Source organism: Alteromonas sp. S015, from assembly GCF_036864485.1.
Classification (GTDB): Bacteria; Pseudomonadota; Gammaproteobacteria; order Enterobacterales; family Alteromonadaceae; genus Alteromonas.
Genome location: NZ_JAZETO010000006.1, coordinates 311,418 through 332,736, shown reverse-complemented (window position 1 = coordinate 332,736; position 21,319 = coordinate 311,418). Strand labels below are relative to the sequence as shown.

Genomic DNA, 21,319 nt, shown 5'->3' with positions numbered 1-21,319 from the left:
TTACTCCATATATTCTGCAGTATCGGCTTCAACCGCTTCTAATAGTCGCTCTAAAATATCGGGTACCGCACTGGTGACGCGGTTCCAGCTGGGTATAAACGGCGTTTCCATTGGGTTTTCCAAAAAGTTTTGGCCCGCTTTCATGATGTTACTGGCAAACATTTCTACTGCTTTTTCTTCGCTGTGAATGTCTAAGCTTAGGCCATTCATTACCGCGTCATTGTGGTAGGTTTCGATAAAGTCTAGCGCAATACGGAAGTAGGTAGCTTTAATTGAGCGGAACATTTCGTTGCTGAACGTATAGCCTTGGGTAGCAAGTTTTCTGAAAATGGCTTTGGTAATGTCGATAGACATTTTAGACAACCCACCTTGGTCGTTATTCAACGATAAGTCTTGATGTTTGTGGTCGTAGATGTCACAGATATCAGCTTGGCACAGACGGTTATGCGAATAATTTCGATGCATTTCAGACAGTACACCAATTTCTAAGCCCCAGTCACTCGGAATGCGAATATCGTTTAGTACATCGCGTCTGAACGAAAATTCACCTGCCAATGGATAGCGGAAGCTGTCCATAAACTCCAAGTATTCGTTGTCACCCATAATGCGTTTTAGTGCACGAAGCAACGGTGTAACAAGTAACCGTGAAACGCGACCGTTAATTTTTCCGTTAGCGACACGTGCGTAATAACCTTTACAGAATTCATAGTTAAACATGGGGTTGGCAACAGGATATATGAGCTTTGCAAGAAGGTCCTTCTCGTACGTCACGATATCGCAATCATGCAGCGCTACAGACTCAGCACGATTCGATGCTAGTACGTAGCCCATGCAGTACCACACGTTTCGGCCTTTACCTAACTCCTTAGGTGCCAAGCCTTGAGCCTGAAGCTCTTCATCAAGAGCTTTAAGGCGAGGACCGTCGTTCCATAGCACTCTGTGATGCTGAGGAAGTTTCCCGAAGAATCTTAACGCATGTTTGTACTGCGCTTCATTAGCACGATCCAAACCGATAACAATTTCTGACAAATAGGGAACATCTGTTAATTCGTTGACGATGTGCGGAAGCGCGTCGCCTTCTAGCTCAGAAAAAAGCGACGGTAGAATAAGTGCCATAGGGCGCTTTTGTGAAAACTGTAGAAGCTCTGCTTCTAACTCCTCGGTAGGACGACGCGCCAAGTTATGTAACGTAGTAACCACACCATTTTGATAAAAATCAGCCATGTGTCCTCCTGATCATAGGGATAGCAATTGAGTAAGCATTTCATTCCAGCCTTCAGGGCCGGTTAGGGTGCTGGTATAGACCTCTTCTTTTTCTACTATTGGTGGAGGATTTACCGGTGATAAAATGCGAATAGGGACGTGCGCCGCTTCAAGCATTGCAACGTCGTTCTTACCATCGCCAAGAGCGATAGTGTTAACTTTAGTGGTATGCTGTTTTTGATATTCATTGGCCAGCCATTTAAGCGCTTGGCCTTTATCGCAGTTACCTGAGATATGGATAAAACGTCCTCCCTCAAGTGGAAAAGCACCACGATCTTTCACCACTTTCAAGAAACGCTGTTTTTCTTCGCCAGTACCAAGCCACAAAATAGGTTCGCCAAACTGGCGTTTGGCTGCAAGAGACGCAGACCGTTCATCAAGTCCTGTCGCTTCTTGAATCTCTTCAATCGACATTTTTGAAAACTGTTTGTATTTGCCGTCAAATTCGCTACCTATTTTTTCTAACAGTTTGATCCAGTAATTTTTGTTAGAAATAAACGCTTTACACCAGTAGCCATCTATCCAAACCGTACCGCTGGGTTTTTGCTTGAAAAAACCATGTGGGATAAAAATAGCGGCACCATTCTCAATGATAAAAGGTCCGTCTAAACCAATGGTTTCGCGCAGTGGTTGTAACTCAGCAAAGGTTTTACTAGTTGTAGGGATAACGGGAATATCTTTTTTTTCCAATGCCATTAAAGCAGGTTTCGCCGCCTCGAAAGAGTAGGTATGGTGGTCTAACAGCGTGCCGTCCATATCGGTGAAAACAAGCGTTTTCGTCATCGTTTTACGTCCTGTCTAGTTATTGTTCTTGTCTCATCGAGATAAAACACCGTGTCGCACTTTTCAGGCAAGTGATTTAATGCGTGCTCAGTAATGCGCTGGTAATGTTGCACAAAGTTTGCCACTTCTTCATCAGACATGACTCCCTCGCTCTCTTGCAGTGCCTTTTGAGCAAGTTTGTGCTCTTGTTCTAGCCGCCATTGATAAACGCAATCAAAGCTCGGCGCTTTAAGCATAATGCGGTAGTCGATTTTGTTAAACAACGTTTGATAATCACCGGCCAATTCAGTGTTTACGAAAGAACGCCAAATGCCTAGCGGATCTTCAACTTCTTCAAGATGATTTACTGGCCGTTTAAGCTCGCTGGACTCTTGAGCGGAAGCCCCAACACACCATCCTTCAAGTATGATGAAGTCGGGTGACGATTCAATTACAGGCCACTGTTCTATAGGAAATGGGTTATCGGTGGCCTTGTTGAAGCGGGGCAGGGATGTGCGCTCACCTTTCACTAAATTTCGAAACGTATTTAACGCTAGAGTCATATCATGCGTGCCAGGTACGCCGCGGGTTGCTAAAAGCGGGTGAACTTTTATTGCTAGCGCATTACGCTCTGATTTGTCGTAATAAAAATCGTCAATTGAGAGCGACACCACATGCTTATTGTGGACCGAAGTAAGGAAAGATTCGATAAAACTGGTCAGAGTAGATTTACCTGAACCCTGACTGCCATTTATACCCACGATAAATGGTTTTGTTGCACCTTCTTGGTGCTTTAGCAGCTGCTCACATAATGGAGTGAACCATTTTTGTGCAGTTTCTGCATAGGTACTTGGCAATTGATGTGTCGTTAGAAAGCCATGTATATCCATGTTGTCACCTTAATCAATGCAGAATTCGCACGTTCTTCTTGATTAAGATAACAACATTTGTGCCAATAGGGTAACAGAGGTGTGGCCTTACGACTTACTTCTTGTTAGCGACAATAACGGCCCTTTGTGGTGCAGGGTAACCTTCGATAGTGCGAGTAATATCTTCCGGATCGAGAAAATCTTTCAAAGATTGCGTTTCCATCCAAGACGTTGCGCGCTGCTCCTCTAACGTTGTGTGGTTGATATCTACAACGCAAATGTTTTCAAAGCCTGAACGGCCTAACCAAACAGAAAGGGCCGCAGTGCTCGGTAAAAACCAGACGTTTCGCATTTGTGCATAGCGTTCACCCGCCATCAATACTGTATTTTCATCACCGTCCACAACAAGAGTTTCAAGAACCAGCTCGCCACCTTTTCTTAGCTGGTCTTTAAGTTGTTGCAGAAACGCCATGGGATCTTTACGGTGATAAAGTACGCCCATAGAAAACACTGTGTCGAAAGCTTTCAATGGCTGCATGTCTTCAATGCCCATCGGCAGAAAATGGATATTGTCGGAAGACGCACTACTTCTACTAATAAATTGCTTAATGGCGTGAAACTGAATAAGAAACAGCTGGGTAGGATCTATACCTATTACGTTATTAGCACCTTCACCCAACATGCGCCACATGTGATAACCACTACCACAACCTACGTCTAAAACGTTTCGGTCTTTCAGCGAGCTAATATGGGGGGCTACGCGATCCCATTTCCAGTCCGATCGCCACTCTGTATCAATATGAATTCCATGAAGATTAAATGGCCCTTTTCTCCATGGCATAAACTGCTTCAGTAATCCTTCAATTTGTTTTTGGACATATTCATCTACGTCATTTTCGGTGCCAATGGAAACACTTGATACTAAATCAACACAACTCGGCGACGTAGTCGGCAGCTTCGAAAGTAAACGGCACCACTTATCAAACTCACCGTGTTTAGCAGTACGCTGCCAGGTGTCCATTTGTGCCGGCAATGTTTGAAGCCAATGTGATAGGGGGCTGCCTATTAAGGATTTGTAGCAATCGGTAAACCAAATTTGTTCTAATTTGCTCATAGTGTTCTTTATGTGTGTTGGAGTCGCGGAAATACGGACGTAGCGGGATTTGTTTAGCCTTTTATGGCAACCATAGACGTGAAGTTATAACACTTGTACCACATCACAACATCGGTAAACCCGACCTTTTTTAAGCGAGTTTCATGCTCGTTAAATGTATCGGTTAGCATAACTTTTTCTAACGCGGCGCGCTTTTGGCTCACTTCTAGTTCACTATAACCGTTGTCGCGCTTAAACTGATGATGTAAATCAACCAGTAGCTCATTGCCACTAAGAGTAGGGTGGCGTATTTTTTCTGACAGCACCAACATGCCGCCGGGGTTTAACCCATCAAAAATGCGCTTTAATAACGCTTCGCGGTCAGCGGGTGGGATGAATTGCAAAGTGAAATTCATTACAACCAACGAAGCGTTCTTAATTTCTACACTTTGTGCAAACCCATGCTGAATAACAATTGGGTTTGGCAGTGTGAAGGTCTGTACGACGCGTTTGCAACGCTCTACCATTGCTTCTGAAGCATCCACACCAATGATTTCACATGTATCTTTCGGTACAGCTCTTGCCACAGATAAACTTGCAGCACCTAAGCTACAACCAAGATCATAAACTGTTGAATTGGAAGTAACGGCTATTTTAGACAATTCACCGATAGTATGAACAATAGTCTCGTATCCAGGCACGGAGCGCTGAATCATATCGGGAAACACATCAACGACAGACTCGTCAAATTTAAAGTCATCTACTTTATTGAGTGCCTTTGCGTATATATTGTCGTGTTTCTTCACAGTGGGTCTTCAATTAACTAATTTGGAACGCAATTTTACCGTCTGATACGTAAATGCCAATGGAAAACACCAAATTTGTTATATTTTGCGTGATTTTTCTGGTTTAGGGCTTTTCGTAAATGAACTAAAGTATTAATCTATACTTACAATACAATAAGGAAGCAGTAACGCTAATGACGAGAATTCTAGTAGCAGACGATCACCCACTGTTTCGCGAAGCTTTGAGCGGCGCGTTAGAACCTTACTTTGAAAACGCACAGATAATTCAAGCCGGAAGCTTGGACGATGCGCTGGCTAAGCTAAATGAATTCGATGGTGTAGAGCTGATTCTTCTTGACCTTAACATGCCTGGCGGCGAATATTTTAATGGCCTTATCACGCTGCGTGAACAATATCCGAATATTCCTGTCGGCGTAGTATCGGGTAGCGATACTGTTGAAGTTGTCGCCCAAGTAATGAGCCTAGGTGCTCAAGGCTTTATCCCCAAAGTGTCGCAAACGCGAGAAATTGCTCAGGCTATTGTAGACATTATTGGTGGCAAAAAGTGGCTTCCAGAAGGTATGGAAGATGAGCTGGAAAAAGTTGACGATGAACTTAAAGTACTACTTCAGCGCTTCCGCGAGCTAACACCAAAGCAGATTCAGGTGCTTTCTTATCTGAGAGCAGGTTTGATGAATAAGCAAATCGCTCACGAAATGAATGTAACCGAAGCCACAATCAAAGCACACATCAGTGCCATTCTTCGCAAGCTAGAAATTAACACGCGTACCCAAGCGGTTCTGTTGATGGATAAGCTGCAGCTAAGCTAAGGTTTTCTTAATACCAAAGAAAAAGCCGGATGATTTATCCGGTTTTTTTAGCACAAATTTTCAAGTCCCACATGCTTATCGAATTAGTGCTCTAACTTCCTCTGCGCCTTGCCGCTAGTCATTGAAATAAGACGTCTCTTCGCCTTTTTCTACTTGGTCTACAACTGCCAATTTAAAAGCGAGGGAATAATCTCGTTGAGTTCTTTTGCTATTTGATTTCATTACACTTTCCAAATTAAGTTTGAAAAGTGTCAACACTATTTAGGACGGGTGATCTTTGACAAAAAAGGCCGCGATTGCGGCCTTTTTATGGGAAAAAGAAATTAAGCTGCTTTTCCACGTCGTTTTTTAGCAGTAGAGCTAGAGTTAACTTTTGCTACTAACTCTTCGTGATCAAAATCATCAACGTTAATAGTGCGAAGTCTTCCTGCTTCTGTTTTACGAAGTAGATTAGCTTCTTCTTCACTAATAACACCTTCTGCTTGCGCTTCGTCGGCAAGCACATCTAAACGGGTAAACGGTAGTTTAGCTTTTTTGTGCTTACAAATACGTTCGAAGATAGGCTCACTTGCTAGTACATCATCAAGAGTTTGCTCAAGATCGCCAAACAAGCTTCCTTCCTCGCGGGTGAGGTACTGACCATAGCCTAAACGGCTACGAGCTGTTGAAGGCGTTTGAAGCATTTGCGCAATAGCATGTTCTGTCTTGTCTGAAGGCTTACCAATACGACGTCCAAACGGGATAACCATAACGCGAAGCGCTGTAGCGATTGCGCGGTTAGGGAAGTTAGCCAAGAAGTCATCAATTGCTGTCTCGATATCGTGCAATGTAGTTTGCATTGCCCAATGTAAAAGCGGTAAATCTTCTTTTAGACGACCTTCTTCGTCGAAGCGTTTAAGCGTTGTACTACCCATGTAAAGGCCACTTAGGATATCACCTAAACGCGCTGACAAACGCTCGCGACGCTTAAGATCACCACCAAGCACACCCATAGAAACATCGGTTAAGAGTGCTAAATTTGCACTGTAGCCTTGAAGTAACTTGTAATAACGCGCCGTTTCGTCAGTGAATGGTGCGCTGCTGAATGCACCGTTGGTTAGCGAGAACCAAATACTACGAACAGTATTAGCTACCGCGAAACCAATATGACCGAATACTGCTTTATCAAAGGCTTTCAAAGCTTCATTCCTGTCTTCGATAGACGCAGCTTCTATTTCCTTAAGCACATAAGGGTGACAACGCATTGCACCTTGACCGAAGATCATCATGTTACGAGTTAGAATGTTTGCACCTTCAACCGTAATTGATACTGGTACACCTTGATAGCCGCGACCGAGGTAATTGTTTGGCCCAAGCATAACGCCTTTACCGCCGTGAACATCCATCGAATCATTAATGATTTGGCGCATCTTCTCGGTCAAGTGGTACTTACAGATAGCTGATATAACAGAAGGTTTCTCACCAAGGTCTACACCCACCGTTGAGAAGCGTGTTACGCCATCCATTAAATAAGCATTACCACCAATGCGTGCAAGCATTTCTTCAACACCTTCCATATGACCTACAGGCATACGGAACTGGCGACGAATACGCGCATATGCACCCGTTGCAAGAGATACTGATTTTGCACCACCTGCAGCTGATGAAGGAAGGGTAATACAACGACCAACCGACAAACATTCAACCAGCATTCGCCAGCCTCGACCTGCCATTTTCGGACCACCAATGATGTAGTCGATAGGAACAAAAATTTCTTCACCCTTAATAGGGCCATTTTGAAATGGTGTATTGAGAGGGAAGTGACGACGACCAATCTCTAAACCTTTAGTATCGCGAGGAATAAGAGCACATGTAATACCCGGCTCTTTGTTCTCACCTAGAAGACCTTCAGGATCTTGAAGTTTAAAGGCAAGACCAATAACCGTAGCAACAGGCGCAAGGGTAATGTAGCGCTTGTTAAACGTTAGGCGCATACCCAATACTTCTTCACCATTCCACTCGCCTTTACATACAACGCCAACATCTGGAATTGCACCAGCGTCAGATCCTGCTTCAGGCCCAGTCAGTGCGAAACAAGGGATTTCTTCACCTGCTGCAAGGCGAGGAAGATAATGATCTTGCTGTTCTTTCGTACCATAGTGCTGAAGTAGTTCGCCTGGACCTAATGAGTTTGGTACACCTACCGTGCTTGATAATACCGCGCTTACACCAGCTAGCTTTTGCAAAACCCGAGATTGAGCGTATGCAGAGAACTCCAAACCGCCATATTCTTTCTTAATGATCATGGCGAAGAATTTGTGTTCCTTAAGGAACTGCCAAATCTCAGGTGAAAGGTCAGCATCTTTATGGTTTATCTGCCACTCATCGACCATTGAGCACACTTTGTCGCAAGGACCATCTAAGAATGCTTGCTCTTCAGCAGTGAGTCTGCCTTTCGGAATGCGGTGTAATTTATCCCAGTCTGGCTTGCCGCTGAAAATATCACCGTCCCACCACACTGTACCTGCGTCGATAGCTTCTTGCTCAGTGCTCGACATTTCAGGCATAACTTTGCGGTAGAAAGCTAGCAGCCTCTTAGAGATGTGTTGCTGTCTGACATTTGCAAGTGTGAACGGCAGTGTTAAAGCAAGGAACACTGCCCAACCAAGCAGGCCGATGTCACCGAAAAGGGTGCCTAAAATCATAACACCTGCGCCCATGGCAACCGCTGTTACCAAGCTGGTGCGCTGATAACTAGCCACTGCTAGTGTCAGAACGACCAGTAAAAACCATATAAAATCTGCCATACTTCACTCCTGAAAGGCGTTAAATGTTACGCCAGTCTTATCTCAAGTAAAGTAAATTACTTTGTGAAAAGCAATCACAGATCGAGGTCAGACCAGCATGCTGTAAACCTATTATTTAATAGGGCAAAGATCAAGATTTTTACATGAATATTCTATTAACAACGGGATAAATAATAGGGTAGTGCGTTATACACCCTATAAGTATAGTCGTTGCTTATAAATACTGATTTAGAATGTGAATTGTAGCGCGAAATTTGAAGAATTTAGGTGAGGATAAAACAGCAACAGAGTAAATAAAAAAGCACGTCTGAATGCTGATTCATAACGTGCTTTAGTCACCAATTGTAAAAAGGTTGTTGAAACAAAAAAACGGTTTATATTAACGCTTTATTGCGTCTCAAACGATTTCAGTTTGATATCGCCCTGTTCATCACCTTCTTTGAACTGTTGCAAACGAACTAACGTGTAATTAAGTGATGGCGCAAACCAAGCAAACGTCTCACGCTTATTTGAGTCGCGAATAAGCTTAACTTTTACAGTTTCAATTTTACCGAAAGGTAAAGACAATACTTCTTTATCTACCACTTGAACGCCGTAGTGACGAAGTTCGCCACGATAATTCACGAAGTGGTATTCTAAAGATGTCTTACCTTCCGCTAATTGTTTTGCTAGATCAATACGATAAATTTGATTATCAAATTCACCGTTCCAGTCGAACGTTTCGCCATTTTCTACAGCAATTTTGCCTTGTCCTTGCTGGCTAAACGTGACTTTGAGCTCTTTATCCGGACCTGTGCCAGAGCGGTTGTAATAGTACTCAGAGGGTATGACGGTATTATCATTAACAGTAAAAATAGAATGTTCACTGCGTTTGTCAGACAAGAAAAACTTAGACACTTTTGACGTGTAAATTAGAGAATACTGTTGGTCACCTAATTTAGAAAGCTCAATATTCGCTTCGCCTACGTCGTCACCCCATTTGTATGCGGTATAGGTTGCCTTGTAGGGCTGAAGCGGTAGCTCTGCACTATCAGAATTTTCTGTACTAGGGTTTGCTTGCGCGGCCACTGAAAGCGAAACCGCCATCAGTGTGCCTAAAGCAAGAGGCTTAATCGCTTGCATAACCAGATTCTGGTAATTCTTGCTCATCTAAAACTGCCTTATTGTTTCGCATCGATAATCGGCCAGCACTAAACCAAGATAGTACAATCGGATAGATACGACGTTCTTGTTCTTGAACACGCTCAGCCAAGTCGCTCGCGGTGTCTTCTTCAAACACGGGTACACGGCTTTGAATGATAACTGGACCGCCGTCAAGTTCCGGTGTAACAAAGTGCACGCTAACACCATGCTCTTCGTCTCCGTTGTCAATTGCGCGCTGGTGCGTATTCAAACCTTTATACTTTGGCAACAAAGATGGGTGAATGTTCACTAATTTTCCAGCAAAGCTGTCGACGAACTCAGGTGTTAAGATACGCATAAAGCCCGCAAGAACAACACAGTCTGCGCCAAAAGCCTCAATTTGTGCTTTGAGCGCCCCGTCATAAGACTCTCGTGAATCGAAGCCTGTATGATCTAAGCAAACCGCATTGATCCCGGCTTCTTTAGCGCGTTCCAGACCATAAGCAGTAGGGCGATTACTGATCACGCCGCTGATTTCCGCATTCAGACGACCTGCTTTTATTTCATCGATAATGGCTTGTAAATTGCTGCCATTACCTGAAATAAGTACGCATAGTTTGGTTATACTGTTACTCACGCGTTGATCTCTACTTGCTCTTCGCCATCTTTTGCCGCGATATCACCAATAACCCAAGCATTTTCACCGTGTTGTTTAAGAATGTTCAGCGCAGCATCGGTATCGCTTTCGTCAACAACGATTACAAGGCCAACACCACAGTTAAAGGTGCGGTACATTTCATGGCGAGTCACGTTACCGTTTTCTTGTAGCCATGAGAAAATGGCCGGCCATTCCCATGTGCTTTCATCAATAACCACTTTCGCGTCGTCAGGCAGTACACGAGGAATATTTTCCCAAAAACCACCGCCAGTGATGTGCGATATAGCACTTACTTGTACGTCTTCTAGCAATGCCAATACCGACTTAACATAAATGCGAGTAGGTTCAAGAAGTTGGTCGATAATGGGTTTACCGTTAAGGTCTGCGTTTACATCCGCGCCACTAACTTCAATAATTTTTCTAACCAATGAGTAACCGTTTGAGTGTGGGCCAGAAGAGCCTAGCGCAATCAGCTTTTGACCGGGTTTAACGTTTGTACCGTCAATAACCTTGTCAGCTTCAACCACGCCTACACAGAAGCCTGCAATATCGTAATCGCCATCGTGATACATGCCGGGCATTTCGGCTGTTTCACCGCCAATTAGTGCACAACCTGCCTGCTCACAGCCTGCGCCAATGCCGGTAACAACCGACGCTGCTACATCAACATCAAGCTTGCCTGTGGCATAGTAGTCTAGGAAAAATAGGGGCTCAGCACCTTGCACAATAAGGTCGTTTACACACATGGCTACCAAATCGATACCAACACCATCATGGCGGTTAGCATCCATAGCAACTCTTAGTTTTGTACCCACGCCGTCAGTACCTGAAACAAGTAGCGGCTTTTTATATTTAGTAGGCAGTTCGCAAAGGGCACCAAACCCACCAAGATTACCTTTTACTTCCGGTCTATGGGTTTTCTTGGTAACAGATTTAATGCGTTCAACAAGTTGATTACCTGCATCAATATCTACGCCTGCATCTTTGTAACTTAAAGAGGTTTTATTTTCGCTCACGGTTGGGCCCTGAAACTAAGAGGTAGAAAACCGCGGATTCTACCAGCAAGTCGGCACAAGTCCAATTTGTGACGGCTATTTTATGCGCTTTTTGATCTTTTTTATTTTGGGGATGAAATTAAACCCAATATAAAAGACAATAGAAGGCTATCTTTTGGTGAACATCTTGCTTGATAAAATGTCTTGCTCTAAAGAGTAGAGTGAAGAGCGTACTGGTTAGTCTGAGTTTACCTTTTATGTGTAAACAAGTTTAACGGGCGATTCAATAGGTAAGGAATTGATGTTAAGAGAGTATGGAGTGTCAATGTTAACGGCAGTAAAGCGTAACACCAATGGAACTAATTTAACGAGAGTTTGCTTGAAAGGCATTCTGGGCATTTCATTTATTGCTGTGCTCACTCACGTCCCCTTCATAAATGCCGCACAACGCATTGTCGTTAACGAAGCACAGATTCAAGTTGAAGATCAAAGCCAGCGTACCCAACAAAGCGCCCTTAAAAAAGCGTTGAAGCAGGTGTTTGTAAAAATGTCGGGTAGCACAAGCGTGCTAGATAATGCCGGCGTCAAAGCGGCGCTATCATCGCCTCAATCGCTGCTTCGTTCCTATCGATTTGCTTTTGACAAAGGCAGGACGTATTACGTTGCAGAGTTCGATCAAACAAAACTCAGTGAACTTCTTCAACGTGAAATGCTTCCGCTTTGGGGGGATAGACGCCCTGAAACGATTGTTTGGCTTGCTAAGGAGGATGAATATGAAACACGCCTTATCTTAGATGAGTCTCTCAATTCAGAAGTACAGCATACGCTCAAACAAACGGCGAAAGAACGAGGTGTACCACTAAGCTTGCCTTTAATGGACCTTACCGACAACGTAAATATTTCTACCTATGATGTGTGGGGGCGATTTGTTGAGCCTTTGCGCAAAGCGTCCGCGCGCTATGGCGTCGACAACATTATAGGCGCCAGAGTTTATCGTAACGACCCGCGTACAATTCCTGATTTACCTGAAAATGCGGTGCCGTCTGGTACCGTTGAGTCTTTGGACATTGTACTTAACGAAGAAGCACAGTTTAGAGCCCAAACTGATCAGCTAAACTTCAATGGGCAAAGCCAGCGTGAAGATAATACGCATGCACAGCGCACATTTTCAAATAATTCTGAATCCAGTACGATTAATGACGGTGTAGACTCTCGATTAAAGAACGGCTATGACTCTATAAACCAAAACCTGAATAATGCTGATGGTACCTCAGCAATGGCGCAGGCGAAGGAAGAAAGTACAACGATGCCATTCACCATGAACGAGTTTGCTAATTATGCAAAGCGTGCCGATGAAGGTGACTATGCATTAGACTGGGTTTTCATTGGTGGCGGCAAGGTTAGCTATGGCAGCATATACGGTGATACGCCCGAAGCTCTTGGCAATCAATTAATCGATGCCTACTCAAATTACCTATCGTCGCTTTATGCCATCGTTGGAATCGAAGCGTCTGAACGAGAAGTTATCAAGGTATCGATTGCGAATATTGGCTCGGTAAAAAGTTATGCCAGCGCTACAGACTATCTAAATAGCTTGAGTGTGATTGAGAATGCGACATTAGTAGAGCAATCTGGTACTGTTGCCACGTACTCACTTACCTTAATAGGAACGGTGGACGATCTACTTAACAGTATTAAACTAGAAAGCAAATTACGCCCCGTAACCGATGCGTACGGACAAACCGTGAAAGGACACAGTTTCTATTGGAGCAATTAATTTAGCATGCAGCTGCCTTTGCCTGTCACGCTACCCGTTGATGAAAATTTTGATAGTTTTGTCGATACGGGTAATGAAGAAGTAGTTTCAGTGCTTGAGCAGATCGCAAATGCGCTGCCGCATTGGCGTGAGGCGCCTGAACTGGGGCCTCTAGCTTCGCTTCAGCTTCCTTTACTTACCTTACTAGGCAGCACCGCTATTGGCAAAAGTCACTTATTGTTCGCCACCTGTCATCAACTGGCGGAAAAGTCGGTTAGCCACCTATATTTGAACCTTAACGACTTTAACGCGTGGTCCCTTGATATCTTTGAGGGACTAGAAAACCTCTCGCTCATTGCGTTGGATAATATTCATGCTATTGCTGGCGACATGCGATGGGAAGAGGCCTTGTTCGATTTACTCAATCGCGTTATCGAAACTAAACATGCTATGGTGCTATGTACCAGCCACTTAGGCCCGTCTAACCCTGCTTTTGTGTTACCTGACTTAAGGTCTCGGCTAGCGTGGGGGGTTATCTACCACGTAAATCAACTGGATGATAGTGGCCGTGAAGAAGCCGTGCGCTTACGTGCGGAGGAGCGTGGATTAAAGTTATCAAATCAGGCTCTACAGTTTCTTTTACACCACAGTGAGAGGGATTTAAAAAGTCTCATGGCCTTACTAGCCCGTTTAGATACACGCTCTCTGCAAGAACAAAAACGCTTATCGGTGGGCATGGTTAAGCGAGAGCTTAACCTAAATTAGTCATCGCGAAGAGAAGCGCTGCCGCCTTCGGATGCTTCATGACCTAATCGTAATGCTGCCAGCGGCGCCGCACTTTCATTTACTTGTAATGTTATGGAGTCTGTAAGACGTGTGCTATTTTTTAATCGTACCTTCACGTCGATATCGACGCTACCCGAAGAGGTAACATCAAAGCCTAAAGCCTGCTGTGAGCACTAAGAGGCTGTTGTGATATGCTTGAGACTTGCCAATCAATATCGACTATAGCGTTACCATTAGGCGAAGTGACAGCAAAGTCGACGGTATCGCCGACAGCAGCATGTGCTTTCGCTGTGTATTACATGCTTATTGCTGGCCTTGCTCAAAACGTGCTTTTTCTTCCTGCATTTCATCTTTTAACTTTTTGAGACCCAAGCCCAACTCGCGGCCTCGTTTTCGAGCAAATGCGCTACAGCCCACAAACATTCCAGTACATAAAATAATTTCTACCACTGCATACCAACGCTCATCGGGTACGGCGTATGCCACAGTGCATCCGTGAATGAGGTAAAACAAAACGACAAAGTTGGCCCATGCATGCGTATAAGGTTTGCCTTTTAATACGCCCCAATAAGGTAACAATAAGGGCAAAATATAAAACAAGGCAATAAACAATGGTGAGTAGGTATGTTCTTTAGTAAATGTAAATTGCCAAAGTGTTATCCATACGATTAACCCAGTGTGGCTGATAAGTGCGAGATAGCGATAAAAACGCGTATCTGGTGCCATGTTAATTCTCCGAATAAATCAATTTTTTATAATGTTCTTTTTAAGGTCGACGTACCCATGCTTAGAATCACGGGGACTAAGCGTGGTCTGCTAGCTTTTTGGCAAACATTGCTAGCCGCTTGCCTTGCGCGATACACAGTGCTTTTTCATCTGCGCTTAGTTGCTCTGGTGCATTAAGACTGTGATGCGCAACGTGCGTTACACCGTAAGGGCTTCCGCCCATTGTTGTGTTGTGAAGTTCTGGCTCACTGTATGGCAGACCGCAAATTACCATGCCATGGTGAATAAGCGGCACCATCATTGAAAGCAGCGTGGATTCTTGTCCGCCATGCATAGAAGACGAGGACGTAAACACGCAAGCCGGTTTATCAATTAACGCACCTTTTAACCACTGGCTACTAGTGGAATCCAAAAAGTGCTTAACGGGCGCTGCCATATTGCCAAAACGGGTGGGACTACCTAACGCTAAAGCGCTACATTGCTCAAGTTCCTGAAGCGTAACTTCGGGGCCGGCGCTAGATGCGTCTTTAGTTTCAGTATCACCTCGAGTATCGCTGATACTTTTTACTGTGCGTACTATCACAGGAACGTCTAATGACGATACGCCTTGAGCGATGGCATCCGCTAATCGCTTAGTGCTGCCATGGCGGCTGTAATAGAGTACGAGAACGGGTTGCACTATAAAATTTCCAAGACTGATTCTGGTGGGCGACCAATTCGCGCGTTTTCGCCTTTGATCACAATTGGACGCTCAATTAATTTTGGGGTTTGTGCCATGGCTTCAAAAAGCGCATCGTCAGACACTGCACTGTCGCCTAAATTGGCATCTTTGAACTCTGCCTCTTTAGTACGCATCATCTCCCTTACCGATCCAAGATTAAGTTTTTTAAATATCTCTTTTAACTCATTGGCGTTAAGAGGGTGTTTCAAATATTCAACGACAGTAGGCGCTACACCTTGTTCTTCAAGTAGTGCTAGGGTTTGTCTGCTCTTAGAACAACGTGAATTGTGAATAATAGTGGTGTCTGTCATAAAAGCCCCATTTATATGATTATATCTTTTGGCGCGAACTATTGCGTTTTTGCCTTAGAATATCAAGCAGTTTACCGATAACGAGTGATAAATTTGCAATATTCTTTTCTTTGGCGCGTTTGTCTCGATACGGATATGGGGTGTGCTGAAATTTATGTTAGTGCCTAAACAAAGAATCTGGCACTATGAAAAAAAGAAGAAGTCAGAGGGTTACATGACGTTATCACCGCCACCAAGTACGCAAGGTAAAATGAAACCTTTATTCCTTGTCGTGCTTTTAATTATTGCTGCGTTAGCGGGGGCATTTACTTACCAAGGTCTTCAATATGATTTTGAAACCCTAGACGGTGAGACCTTCCGGTGGCAAGACCTTAATGGCCAGTGGGTAGTGGTGAATTATTTCGCTCCCTGGTGTGCGCCATGCTTAAGGGAAATGCCCGAGCTGGCAGCATTTAACCAATCCTTGCCCGACAATACTCGTCTTTTTGCTATTAATTACGACCCTAAAACGAAGTCAGAACTCAAAGCAATGACAGAGAAGTTTGGTATTGCTTTGCCTGTTATTGTCAGTTCGCCAGATACTAAACTGCCCATGCAAAAGCCCATTTACTTGCCAGCAACGTTTATCCTTGGTCCCGATGGAGAAATAAAAGATACTATCATGGGAGAGGTCACAGCAGCGCGCTTGCACCAGCGCCTAACTGAATTGAGAGGCGCTGACGAATAGCATGGAATTGATGTTGCGCTAGAGACGTTGTAAACGCTCTTCTTGGTCGCGAAATTGTTTTATTCTCGCTCTGATTCTTTGTTTTTCAAGATGGTCGTCACCTGCGAAGTTATACGCATATTGAAGTTCGTCAACTGCGCGGTTGTAAGCGCCATATAGTGCATATACTTCCGCTTTGCTCTGATGCATTTGGGAGAAGCGTTTCGACTTTTGATACGCCTCACTCATCAGTTGGTGTGCTAGCTGATAATCTTTTTTAACCAGTAGAAAATCTTTTAGTAAAGAGATGGCTTCTTCATATTTGTGTGCGCTGATGTAAGCGTTAGCCTGATTCAGGGCCAACACCTGATTTCTTGGGTTATGCGTAACATGAGGGGTTAGCATTTCTACTGCTTTTAGTGGCTCTCCTTGAGCAATATAGATATCCGTCATAACATCGAGATAAAAAAGGTTCCCTTTATCTCTTGCCATTAGCTGGTCCATAACTGCCTTGGCCTTTTCGATTTTTTCTATACGCATATACGCCAGCGCCAAGCCGTAAAGAGACGCTTCTTTGCTGCGTTGTACCTCCTGAGATACAGCTGCTTCGTAATAATCTACGGCATAATCAGCTTTAAAGGAGTATCGTGCCTTTACACGTGCTTTTGCCAACTCGAACTGCTTGTTAATTGGCAGATAGCGGCGGGGGTAGTCACCGGCACGGTTTCTTGCATCGGCAATACGTGTTTCGGTTAAAGGGTGAGTAAGAAGCCTTGCGGGTGGCCGGGAAACCATGCGGTATTCTTCTGCCATAGTAGAAAAGAATGACGCTGCCGCAGTCGGATCGAAGCCTGCTCTGGCAAGCATAGCAATACCAATTCGATCGGCCTCTTGTTCGTTTGAACGCGTATAGTCGATTTGTAGCTGTGCAGAGGCCGCACTTCCTGCCTGTATGGCGGCAAGACCCGCTTCAGGGTTTGCCATTGCTATTAGTACACCGCCAATGAGAGACGCTAAGGCTAGGGGAGATGAGCGTTGCTGCGCTTGCATGCGTCGTGCGATGTGGCGTTGAGTAACGTGAGAAATTTCGTGAGCAAGCACCGAGGCTAATTCACTTTCATTTTCAGCACGGCGCATCAGCCCGGTGTGCACACCGATGTGGCCACCGAAAAAGGCAAAGGCGTTAATGGCATCGTTGTTAACCCAGAAAAACTCAAAAGGAAACTTGGCATTGTCAGCGTGAACCACTAAGCGGTTGCCGATATCCTGTAAGTATTCGTCTAGCACCGGGTCTGAGATGACAGGGCTTTGACCGCGCATTTGGCGCATTACGGCGTCGCCCACAATCATTTCTTTATCAAGTGATATGGCGTCTGAAGCTACAACGCCTATTTCAGGCAACGCATTTTTATTGCTGAAATTGGCATCTTGTGCAATAGCGGTGAGGCTCGATGCGAGCACGAAGGATAAGGCAACCAAAGATGCTGAAAACTTTTTTATCATGAACCTATAATCATAGTGTACGGTTAATACTGCTTAACGCTTAGAGCGCTAAGTTGCTAAACAGTTTCAAATTTTATTCTTGTTATATGCACCACTTTCGCATACACGGTGCAATACACCTACGCCATTGTATTTATGGCGTGATATTCTATTAATGTTACAAACAAACACTTCCAGTTTATTCATTTACTGTTGTAACGGCCACTCTACACATTAAAGTTTATACTGTAAAAACATCATACCAGTTTGATTTTTGAAACATTCTTAAGTGCTACTTATTGCTAATTGCTAGTGCTATAAATTATGATGCGTGTCCTATTCTTAGCAATTTCTAGGCGTTTATATGATTAGCGTTTTTGGTCGATGGTACCGACGCAAATTTTCTGATCCTGATGCAGCAATGCTGCTTATCTTGATCCTTTTGACTACGGCAGTGTTGTTATTGTGGGGCGGGCTGATCATGCCTGTGTTAGTAGCAGCAGTTATAGCGTATTTGCTCGACTGGCCAGTCTGTCGCTTAGTAAATGTTGGTGTTAGCAGAACACTTGCTTGTGTCGTAGTAATGCTTGGCTTTATTACGTTAACCATTCTCACCTTAATAGGACTTGTTCCTATAATATCTAAGCAGAGCGTCAACTTAATTCAAGAAACGCCATTAATTTGGCAAAAAGCGCAAGAGTGGATATTAACGCTTCCCGACAAGTACCCTGAGTATGTTCAGGTGTATCAAATCCATCAAATGATGGAAGGTTTAAATGATAAATTGGTCGAGGTGGGGGAGACTTTGATATCTGCTTCTTTTAGCAATATTGCCAATTTAGCTGCACTGTTGGTTTATGTGATACTTGTGCCGCTTATGGTGTTTTTTATGCTAAAAGATAAACCGTTCTTTTTAGACAGTATATCTCGTTTGCTACCAAAGGAACGACGTTTAATTACGCAAGTTGGACACGAAATGAATTCTCAAATTGCCAATTATATTCGTGGCAAAGTGATCGAGATTGTTATTGTGGGTGCTGTAAGCTGTGTAACGTTTGTGTTGATGGACCTGAGGTATGCTATTTTGCTTGGTGTGCTGGTGGGTTTTTCAGTGCTAATCCCATACATTGGTGCGGCAGTTGTTACCATACCTGTCGCTGTCGTTGCTATGTTTCAGTGGGGTATTTCTCCTGAATTTTGGTACTTGATGATAGCGTACGGTATTATTCAGGCATTAGATGGAAACTTGCTGGTTCCACTTCTATTCTCTGAAGCGGTAAGTTTGCACCCGCTTTACATCATCGTTGCAGTATTAGTGTTTGGTGGGCTTTGGGGGTTTTGGGGCGTATTTTTCGCAATTCCGCTTGCTACACTTGTTAAAGCGGTGGTCACAGCCTGGTCGAGTAACCCGGTAGTAATATCCGAAGAGGCTAAATAGTCCCTTTTAGTGAAAGGAATCAGCAATAAAGGTTTGATATAAATCTGGGCTTTGATACCCAAATTACCTGGCTAAGCGATGTAAGCGCTAGTGGCGGATCAAAGAAAGCCCCAAAAAACGTGTCCGGGGCTTTTAATCTTGGCTACATCAACGTTAGCTGTTTAGATAATCAAGAACCACGGTGTGATGTTCTTTAGTTTTAAACTTGTTGAATACGTGTTCGATAACGCCATTCTCGTCTATAAGAAATGTTTGGCGGTGAATGCCATCGTATTCCTTACCCATGAACTTTTTAGGTCCCCACACACCAAAGGCGTCGGCTACGGCGTGGTCTTCATCTGACAGTAACGTAAAGTTTAGGTTTTCCTTTTCAACAAACTTGGGCAGGCGTTTAACCGCGTCTGGGCTAATCCCTAAAACAACCACATTTTTCGCTGTTAGTTCTTCGTTTACGTCGCGCAAGCCCTGGGCCTGCACTGTGCAGCCTGGCGTCATCGCCTTAGGGTAAAAGTAGGCCAACACCTTTTTGCCTGCAAAGTCAGCTAAAGATACAGTTTCATCATTCTGGTTCTGCAATGAGAATTGTGGGGCTTTATCACCAGCTTGTAACGTTTTCATTGGGTTCCTTTTTTTGTTTATCTACTACTTTACCTGTTACATTTAACGACGCGAACAGGGCCATTAGATCAGATTCTAATGCGTCTACATTTTCGTTAGAGGGAAGTGACACAACAAATTTGCAGCGCATGTTGTCTTTACCCGATGCATTGTCTTTGAAGGTGCGTTGCCTAAATGCGCTAATCATAGCATTACGCTCTGCGAAAAAACCGGTTACTGCTTTTATTAAACCAGCGGCATCTTCGCCACTAAACTCAACATTAAAGAGATGCGCGAGGTTTTGCTTTTCGTGATGGCTAGTGCGCTTCATCATAGATAGCAAATCGAGGCGTTGAAACAACGCAGGCAAAATACATTCAGCTTTTGTGATAGCGCTTTGCGTGCCCTCTATGATCATGGTCAACGAGAATTCTTTACCGTAAATGGCTTGTCTGCTATCTAAAATATTGCACTGAGCTTCTGATACCGTTGTGGCAATTTCGCTTAAAATGCCACTTTTGTCTGTTCCCAAAATGGTAACGATAAGTTGGTGTTTCGACATCTACTTCACTTCAATGTTAATAATGTGCGATGTTAGCACAGAGTTTTTTTATAAGTCAGCGCCTTTTTCCCACCATTAACTAAGATATTGACAAATTCTTGTCATTTTACTTGCGCTATTACTTGTGTTTAAGCACTGACATATTTACCATGTGCGCTCACATTTTTCGGAGAGATTATGTTTACTGGTAGTTACGTAGCACTCGTCACGCCGATGTTTGAAAACGGCGATATTGATTACAAGTCTTTGGAGAAGCTTGTAAAGTTTCATGTAGAGCAGGGCACCCACGGAATAGTGTCGGTTGGAACTACTGGTGAGTCAGCAACGCTACCTTTTGATGAACACATTAACGTGGTCAAAGAAACCGTTGCAATGGCGTCGGGAGCGATTCCTGTTATTGCAGGTAGTGGCGCAAACTCTACGGCTGAGGCTATTTTTCTCACAGAGCAATTAGGCGCTACAGGCATTGATGGTTTTCTTAGCGTGGTGCCTTACTACAACAAGCCTCAACAAGCGGGTATGGTTGCACATTTTAATGCGATTGCAGACGCAAGCGACTTACCGGTTATTCTTTACAATGTGCCTGGTCGTACCGTTGCCGATATGCTCCCTGAAACGGTAGCCAAACTAGCAACGCATAAAAATATCGTGGGTCTTAAAGACGCAACCGGCAATATTGCACGCCTTAAGGCTACTCAACCATTAGTTCCAGATGATTTCGTTTTACTTAGTGGTGATGACGGTTCAAGCTGTGAGTTTATGTGCGAGGGCGGTCACGGCGTTATCTCTGTTACGGCAAACATAGTGCCTAAAGCAATTGCACAAATGTGTGAAGCAGCGCTAGAAAATAATTTTAATAAATGTCGCGAAATTGATGAAACCATCAAGTTGCTCCACAGCGAGCTATTTATTGAGCCAAATCCAGTTATGCCGAAATGGGCATTGTATAAAATGGGCATGATGGACAGCGCAGTTATGCGATTACCTATGGTTCTGCCGGAACTATCAAGCCAAAAACGTATCGAAGAACTACTAAAAAAATACGCATTGATTTCTGGTTAATAAGGAACA

General features: G+C 44.0%; 21 protein-coding genes. 6 read left to right on the top strand and 15 right to left on the bottom strand.

Going from position 1 to position 21,319, the window contains the following annotated elements; translation table 11 throughout:
• From V7R42_RS13585 to cmoA, 5 genes are all read right to left on the bottom strand, one after another.
• A complete protein-coding gene (locus V7R42_RS13585; RefSeq protein WP_334020805.1) occupies nt 1-1,224 on the bottom strand; it encodes a glycosyl transferase in 1,224 nt (407 codons plus the stop codon).
• Between the two features lie 12 nt (nt 1,225-1,236).
• Complete coding sequence (locus tag V7R42_RS13580) at nt 1,237-2,046, bottom strand: HAD-IIB family hydrolase (protein ID WP_334020804.1); 810 nt, start codon at nt 2,044-2,046, stop codon at nt 1,237-1,239.
• Nucleotides 2,043-2,915 carry a kinase gene (locus V7R42_RS13575; protein ID WP_334020803.1) on the bottom strand — a complete coding sequence of 291 codons (873 nt, stop codon included), beginning with the start codon at nt 2,913-2,915 and terminating at the stop codon, nt 2,043-2,045. The genes V7R42_RS13580 and V7R42_RS13575 overlap by 4 nt, the downstream gene beginning before the upstream one ends.
• Nucleotides 2,916-3,009: 94 nt before the next feature.
• The gene (cmoB, locus tag V7R42_RS13570; RefSeq protein ID WP_334020802.1) at nt 3,010-4,008 is read right to left on the bottom strand and encodes a tRNA 5-methoxyuridine(34)/uridine 5-oxyacetic acid(34) synthase CmoB; all 999 of its coding nucleotides are present in this window, start codon (nt 4,006-4,008) and stop codon (nt 3,010-3,012) included.
• Between the two features lie 53 nt (nt 4,009-4,061).
• On the bottom strand, nt 4,062-4,793 hold the full coding sequence (gene cmoA, locus V7R42_RS13565; protein WP_334020801.1) for a carboxy-S-adenosyl-L-methionine synthase CmoA: 732 nt from the start codon (nt 4,791-4,793) through the stop codon (nt 4,062-4,064).
• Nucleotides 4,794-4,966: 173 nt separating this feature from the next.
• Between cmoA and V7R42_RS13560 the strand changes: the two genes are divergently transcribed.
• The gene (locus V7R42_RS13560) at nt 4,967-5,602 is read left to right on the top strand and encodes a response regulator transcription factor (protein ID WP_334020800.1); all 636 of its coding nucleotides are present in this window, start codon (nt 4,967-4,969) and stop codon (nt 5,600-5,602) included.
• A 323-nt stretch (nt 5,603-5,925) separates the two neighbouring features.
• Here V7R42_RS13560 and fadE read toward each other — a convergent pair whose 3' ends face one another.
• From fadE to purM, 4 genes are all read right to left on the bottom strand, one after another.
• On the bottom strand, nt 5,926-8,388 hold the full coding sequence (gene fadE / locus V7R42_RS13555; protein ID WP_334020799.1) for an acyl-CoA dehydrogenase FadE: 2,463 nt from the start codon (nt 8,386-8,388) through the stop codon (nt 5,926-5,928).
• Nucleotides 8,389-8,775: 387 nt separating this feature from the next.
• A complete protein-coding gene (locus V7R42_RS13550; RefSeq protein WP_334020798.1) occupies nt 8,776-9,537 on the bottom strand; it encodes a DUF3108 domain-containing protein in 762 nt (253 codons plus the stop codon).
• Nucleotides 9,497-10,147 carry a phosphoribosylglycinamide formyltransferase gene (gene purN, locus V7R42_RS13545; RefSeq protein ID WP_334020797.1) on the bottom strand — a complete coding sequence of 217 codons (651 nt, stop codon included), beginning with the start codon at nt 10,145-10,147 and terminating at the stop codon, nt 9,497-9,499. The genes V7R42_RS13550 and purN overlap by 41 nt, the downstream gene beginning before the upstream one ends.
• A complete protein-coding gene (gene purM, locus V7R42_RS13540) occupies nt 10,144-11,184 on the bottom strand; it encodes a phosphoribosylformylglycinamidine cyclo-ligase (RefSeq protein ID WP_334020796.1) in 1,041 nt (346 codons plus the stop codon). The genes purN and purM overlap by 4 nt, the downstream gene beginning before the upstream one ends.
• A gap of 304 nt (nt 11,185-11,488) precedes the next feature.
• Between purM and V7R42_RS13535 the strand changes: the two genes are divergently transcribed.
• Together V7R42_RS13535 and hda are read left to right on the top strand one after the other, a co-directional pair.
• Nucleotides 11,489-12,940: a DUF2066 domain-containing protein gene (locus V7R42_RS13535; RefSeq protein WP_334020795.1), complete on the top strand. Its 1,452-nt coding sequence runs from the start codon at nt 11,489-11,491 to the stop codon at nt 12,938-12,940.
• Between the two features lie 6 nt (nt 12,941-12,946).
• Nucleotides 12,947-13,684: a DnaA regulatory inactivator Hda gene (gene hda, locus V7R42_RS13530; protein WP_334020794.1), complete on the top strand. Its 738-nt coding sequence runs from the start codon at nt 12,947-12,949 to the stop codon at nt 13,682-13,684.
• 324 nt (nt 13,685-14,008) lie between these two features.
• Here hda and V7R42_RS13525 read toward each other — a convergent pair whose 3' ends face one another.
• The 3 genes from V7R42_RS13525 to arsC form a co-directional block, all read right to left on the bottom strand.
• Complete coding sequence (locus V7R42_RS13525) at nt 14,009-14,431, bottom strand: DUF2069 domain-containing protein (RefSeq protein ID WP_334020793.1); 423 nt, start codon at nt 14,429-14,431, stop codon at nt 14,009-14,011.
• A 76-nt stretch (nt 14,432-14,507) separates the two neighbouring features.
• On the bottom strand, nt 14,508-15,110 hold the full coding sequence (wrbA, locus tag V7R42_RS13520; protein ID WP_334020792.1) for an NAD(P)H:quinone oxidoreductase: 603 nt from the start codon (nt 15,108-15,110) through the stop codon (nt 14,508-14,510).
• Nucleotides 15,110-15,463: an arsenate reductase (glutaredoxin) gene (arsC, locus tag V7R42_RS13515; RefSeq protein ID WP_334020791.1), complete on the bottom strand. Its 354-nt coding sequence runs from the start codon at nt 15,461-15,463 to the stop codon at nt 15,110-15,112. The genes wrbA and arsC overlap by 1 nt, the downstream gene beginning before the upstream one ends.
• 214 nt (nt 15,464-15,677) lie before the next feature.
• Between arsC and V7R42_RS13510 the strand changes: the two genes are divergently transcribed.
• Complete coding sequence (locus V7R42_RS13510; RefSeq protein WP_334020790.1) at nt 15,678-16,190, top strand: TlpA family protein disulfide reductase; 513 nt, start codon at nt 15,678-15,680, stop codon at nt 16,188-16,190.
• An 18-nt stretch (nt 16,191-16,208) separates the two neighbouring features.
• Here V7R42_RS13510 and V7R42_RS13505 read toward each other — a convergent pair whose 3' ends face one another.
• Nucleotides 16,209-17,672: a M48 family metalloprotease gene (locus tag V7R42_RS13505; RefSeq protein WP_334020789.1), complete on the bottom strand. Its 1,464-nt coding sequence runs from the start codon at nt 17,670-17,672 to the stop codon at nt 16,209-16,211.
• A gap of 343 nt (nt 17,673-18,015) precedes the next feature.
• Between V7R42_RS13505 and V7R42_RS13500 the strand changes: the two genes are divergently transcribed.
• A complete protein-coding gene (locus tag V7R42_RS13500; protein ID WP_334020788.1) occupies nt 18,016-19,089 on the top strand; it encodes an AI-2E family transporter in 1,074 nt (357 codons plus the stop codon).
• Nucleotides 19,090-19,242: 153 nt separating this feature from the next.
• Here the strand turns inward: V7R42_RS13500 and bcp are convergent, their stop codons facing one another.
• Both bcp and V7R42_RS13490 read right to left on the bottom strand, forming a co-directional pair.
• Nucleotides 19,243-19,707, bottom strand: coding sequence for a thioredoxin-dependent thiol peroxidase (gene bcp / locus V7R42_RS13495; RefSeq protein ID WP_334020787.1), 465 nt, complete (start codon nt 19,705-19,707; stop codon nt 19,243-19,245).
• On the bottom strand, nt 19,685-20,248 hold the full coding sequence (locus tag V7R42_RS13490) for a glycine cleavage system protein R (protein WP_334020786.1): 564 nt from the start codon (nt 20,246-20,248) through the stop codon (nt 19,685-19,687). Before V7R42_RS13490 ends, bcp begins: the two co-directional genes overlap by 23 nt.
• Before the next feature lie 177 nt (nt 20,249-20,425).
• Between V7R42_RS13490 and dapA the strand changes: the two genes are divergently transcribed.
• Complete coding sequence (gene dapA, locus V7R42_RS13485; protein ID WP_334020785.1) at nt 20,426-21,310, top strand: 4-hydroxy-tetrahydrodipicolinate synthase; 885 nt, start codon at nt 20,426-20,428, stop codon at nt 21,308-21,310.
• Nucleotides 21,311-21,319: the final 9 nt, after the last annotated feature.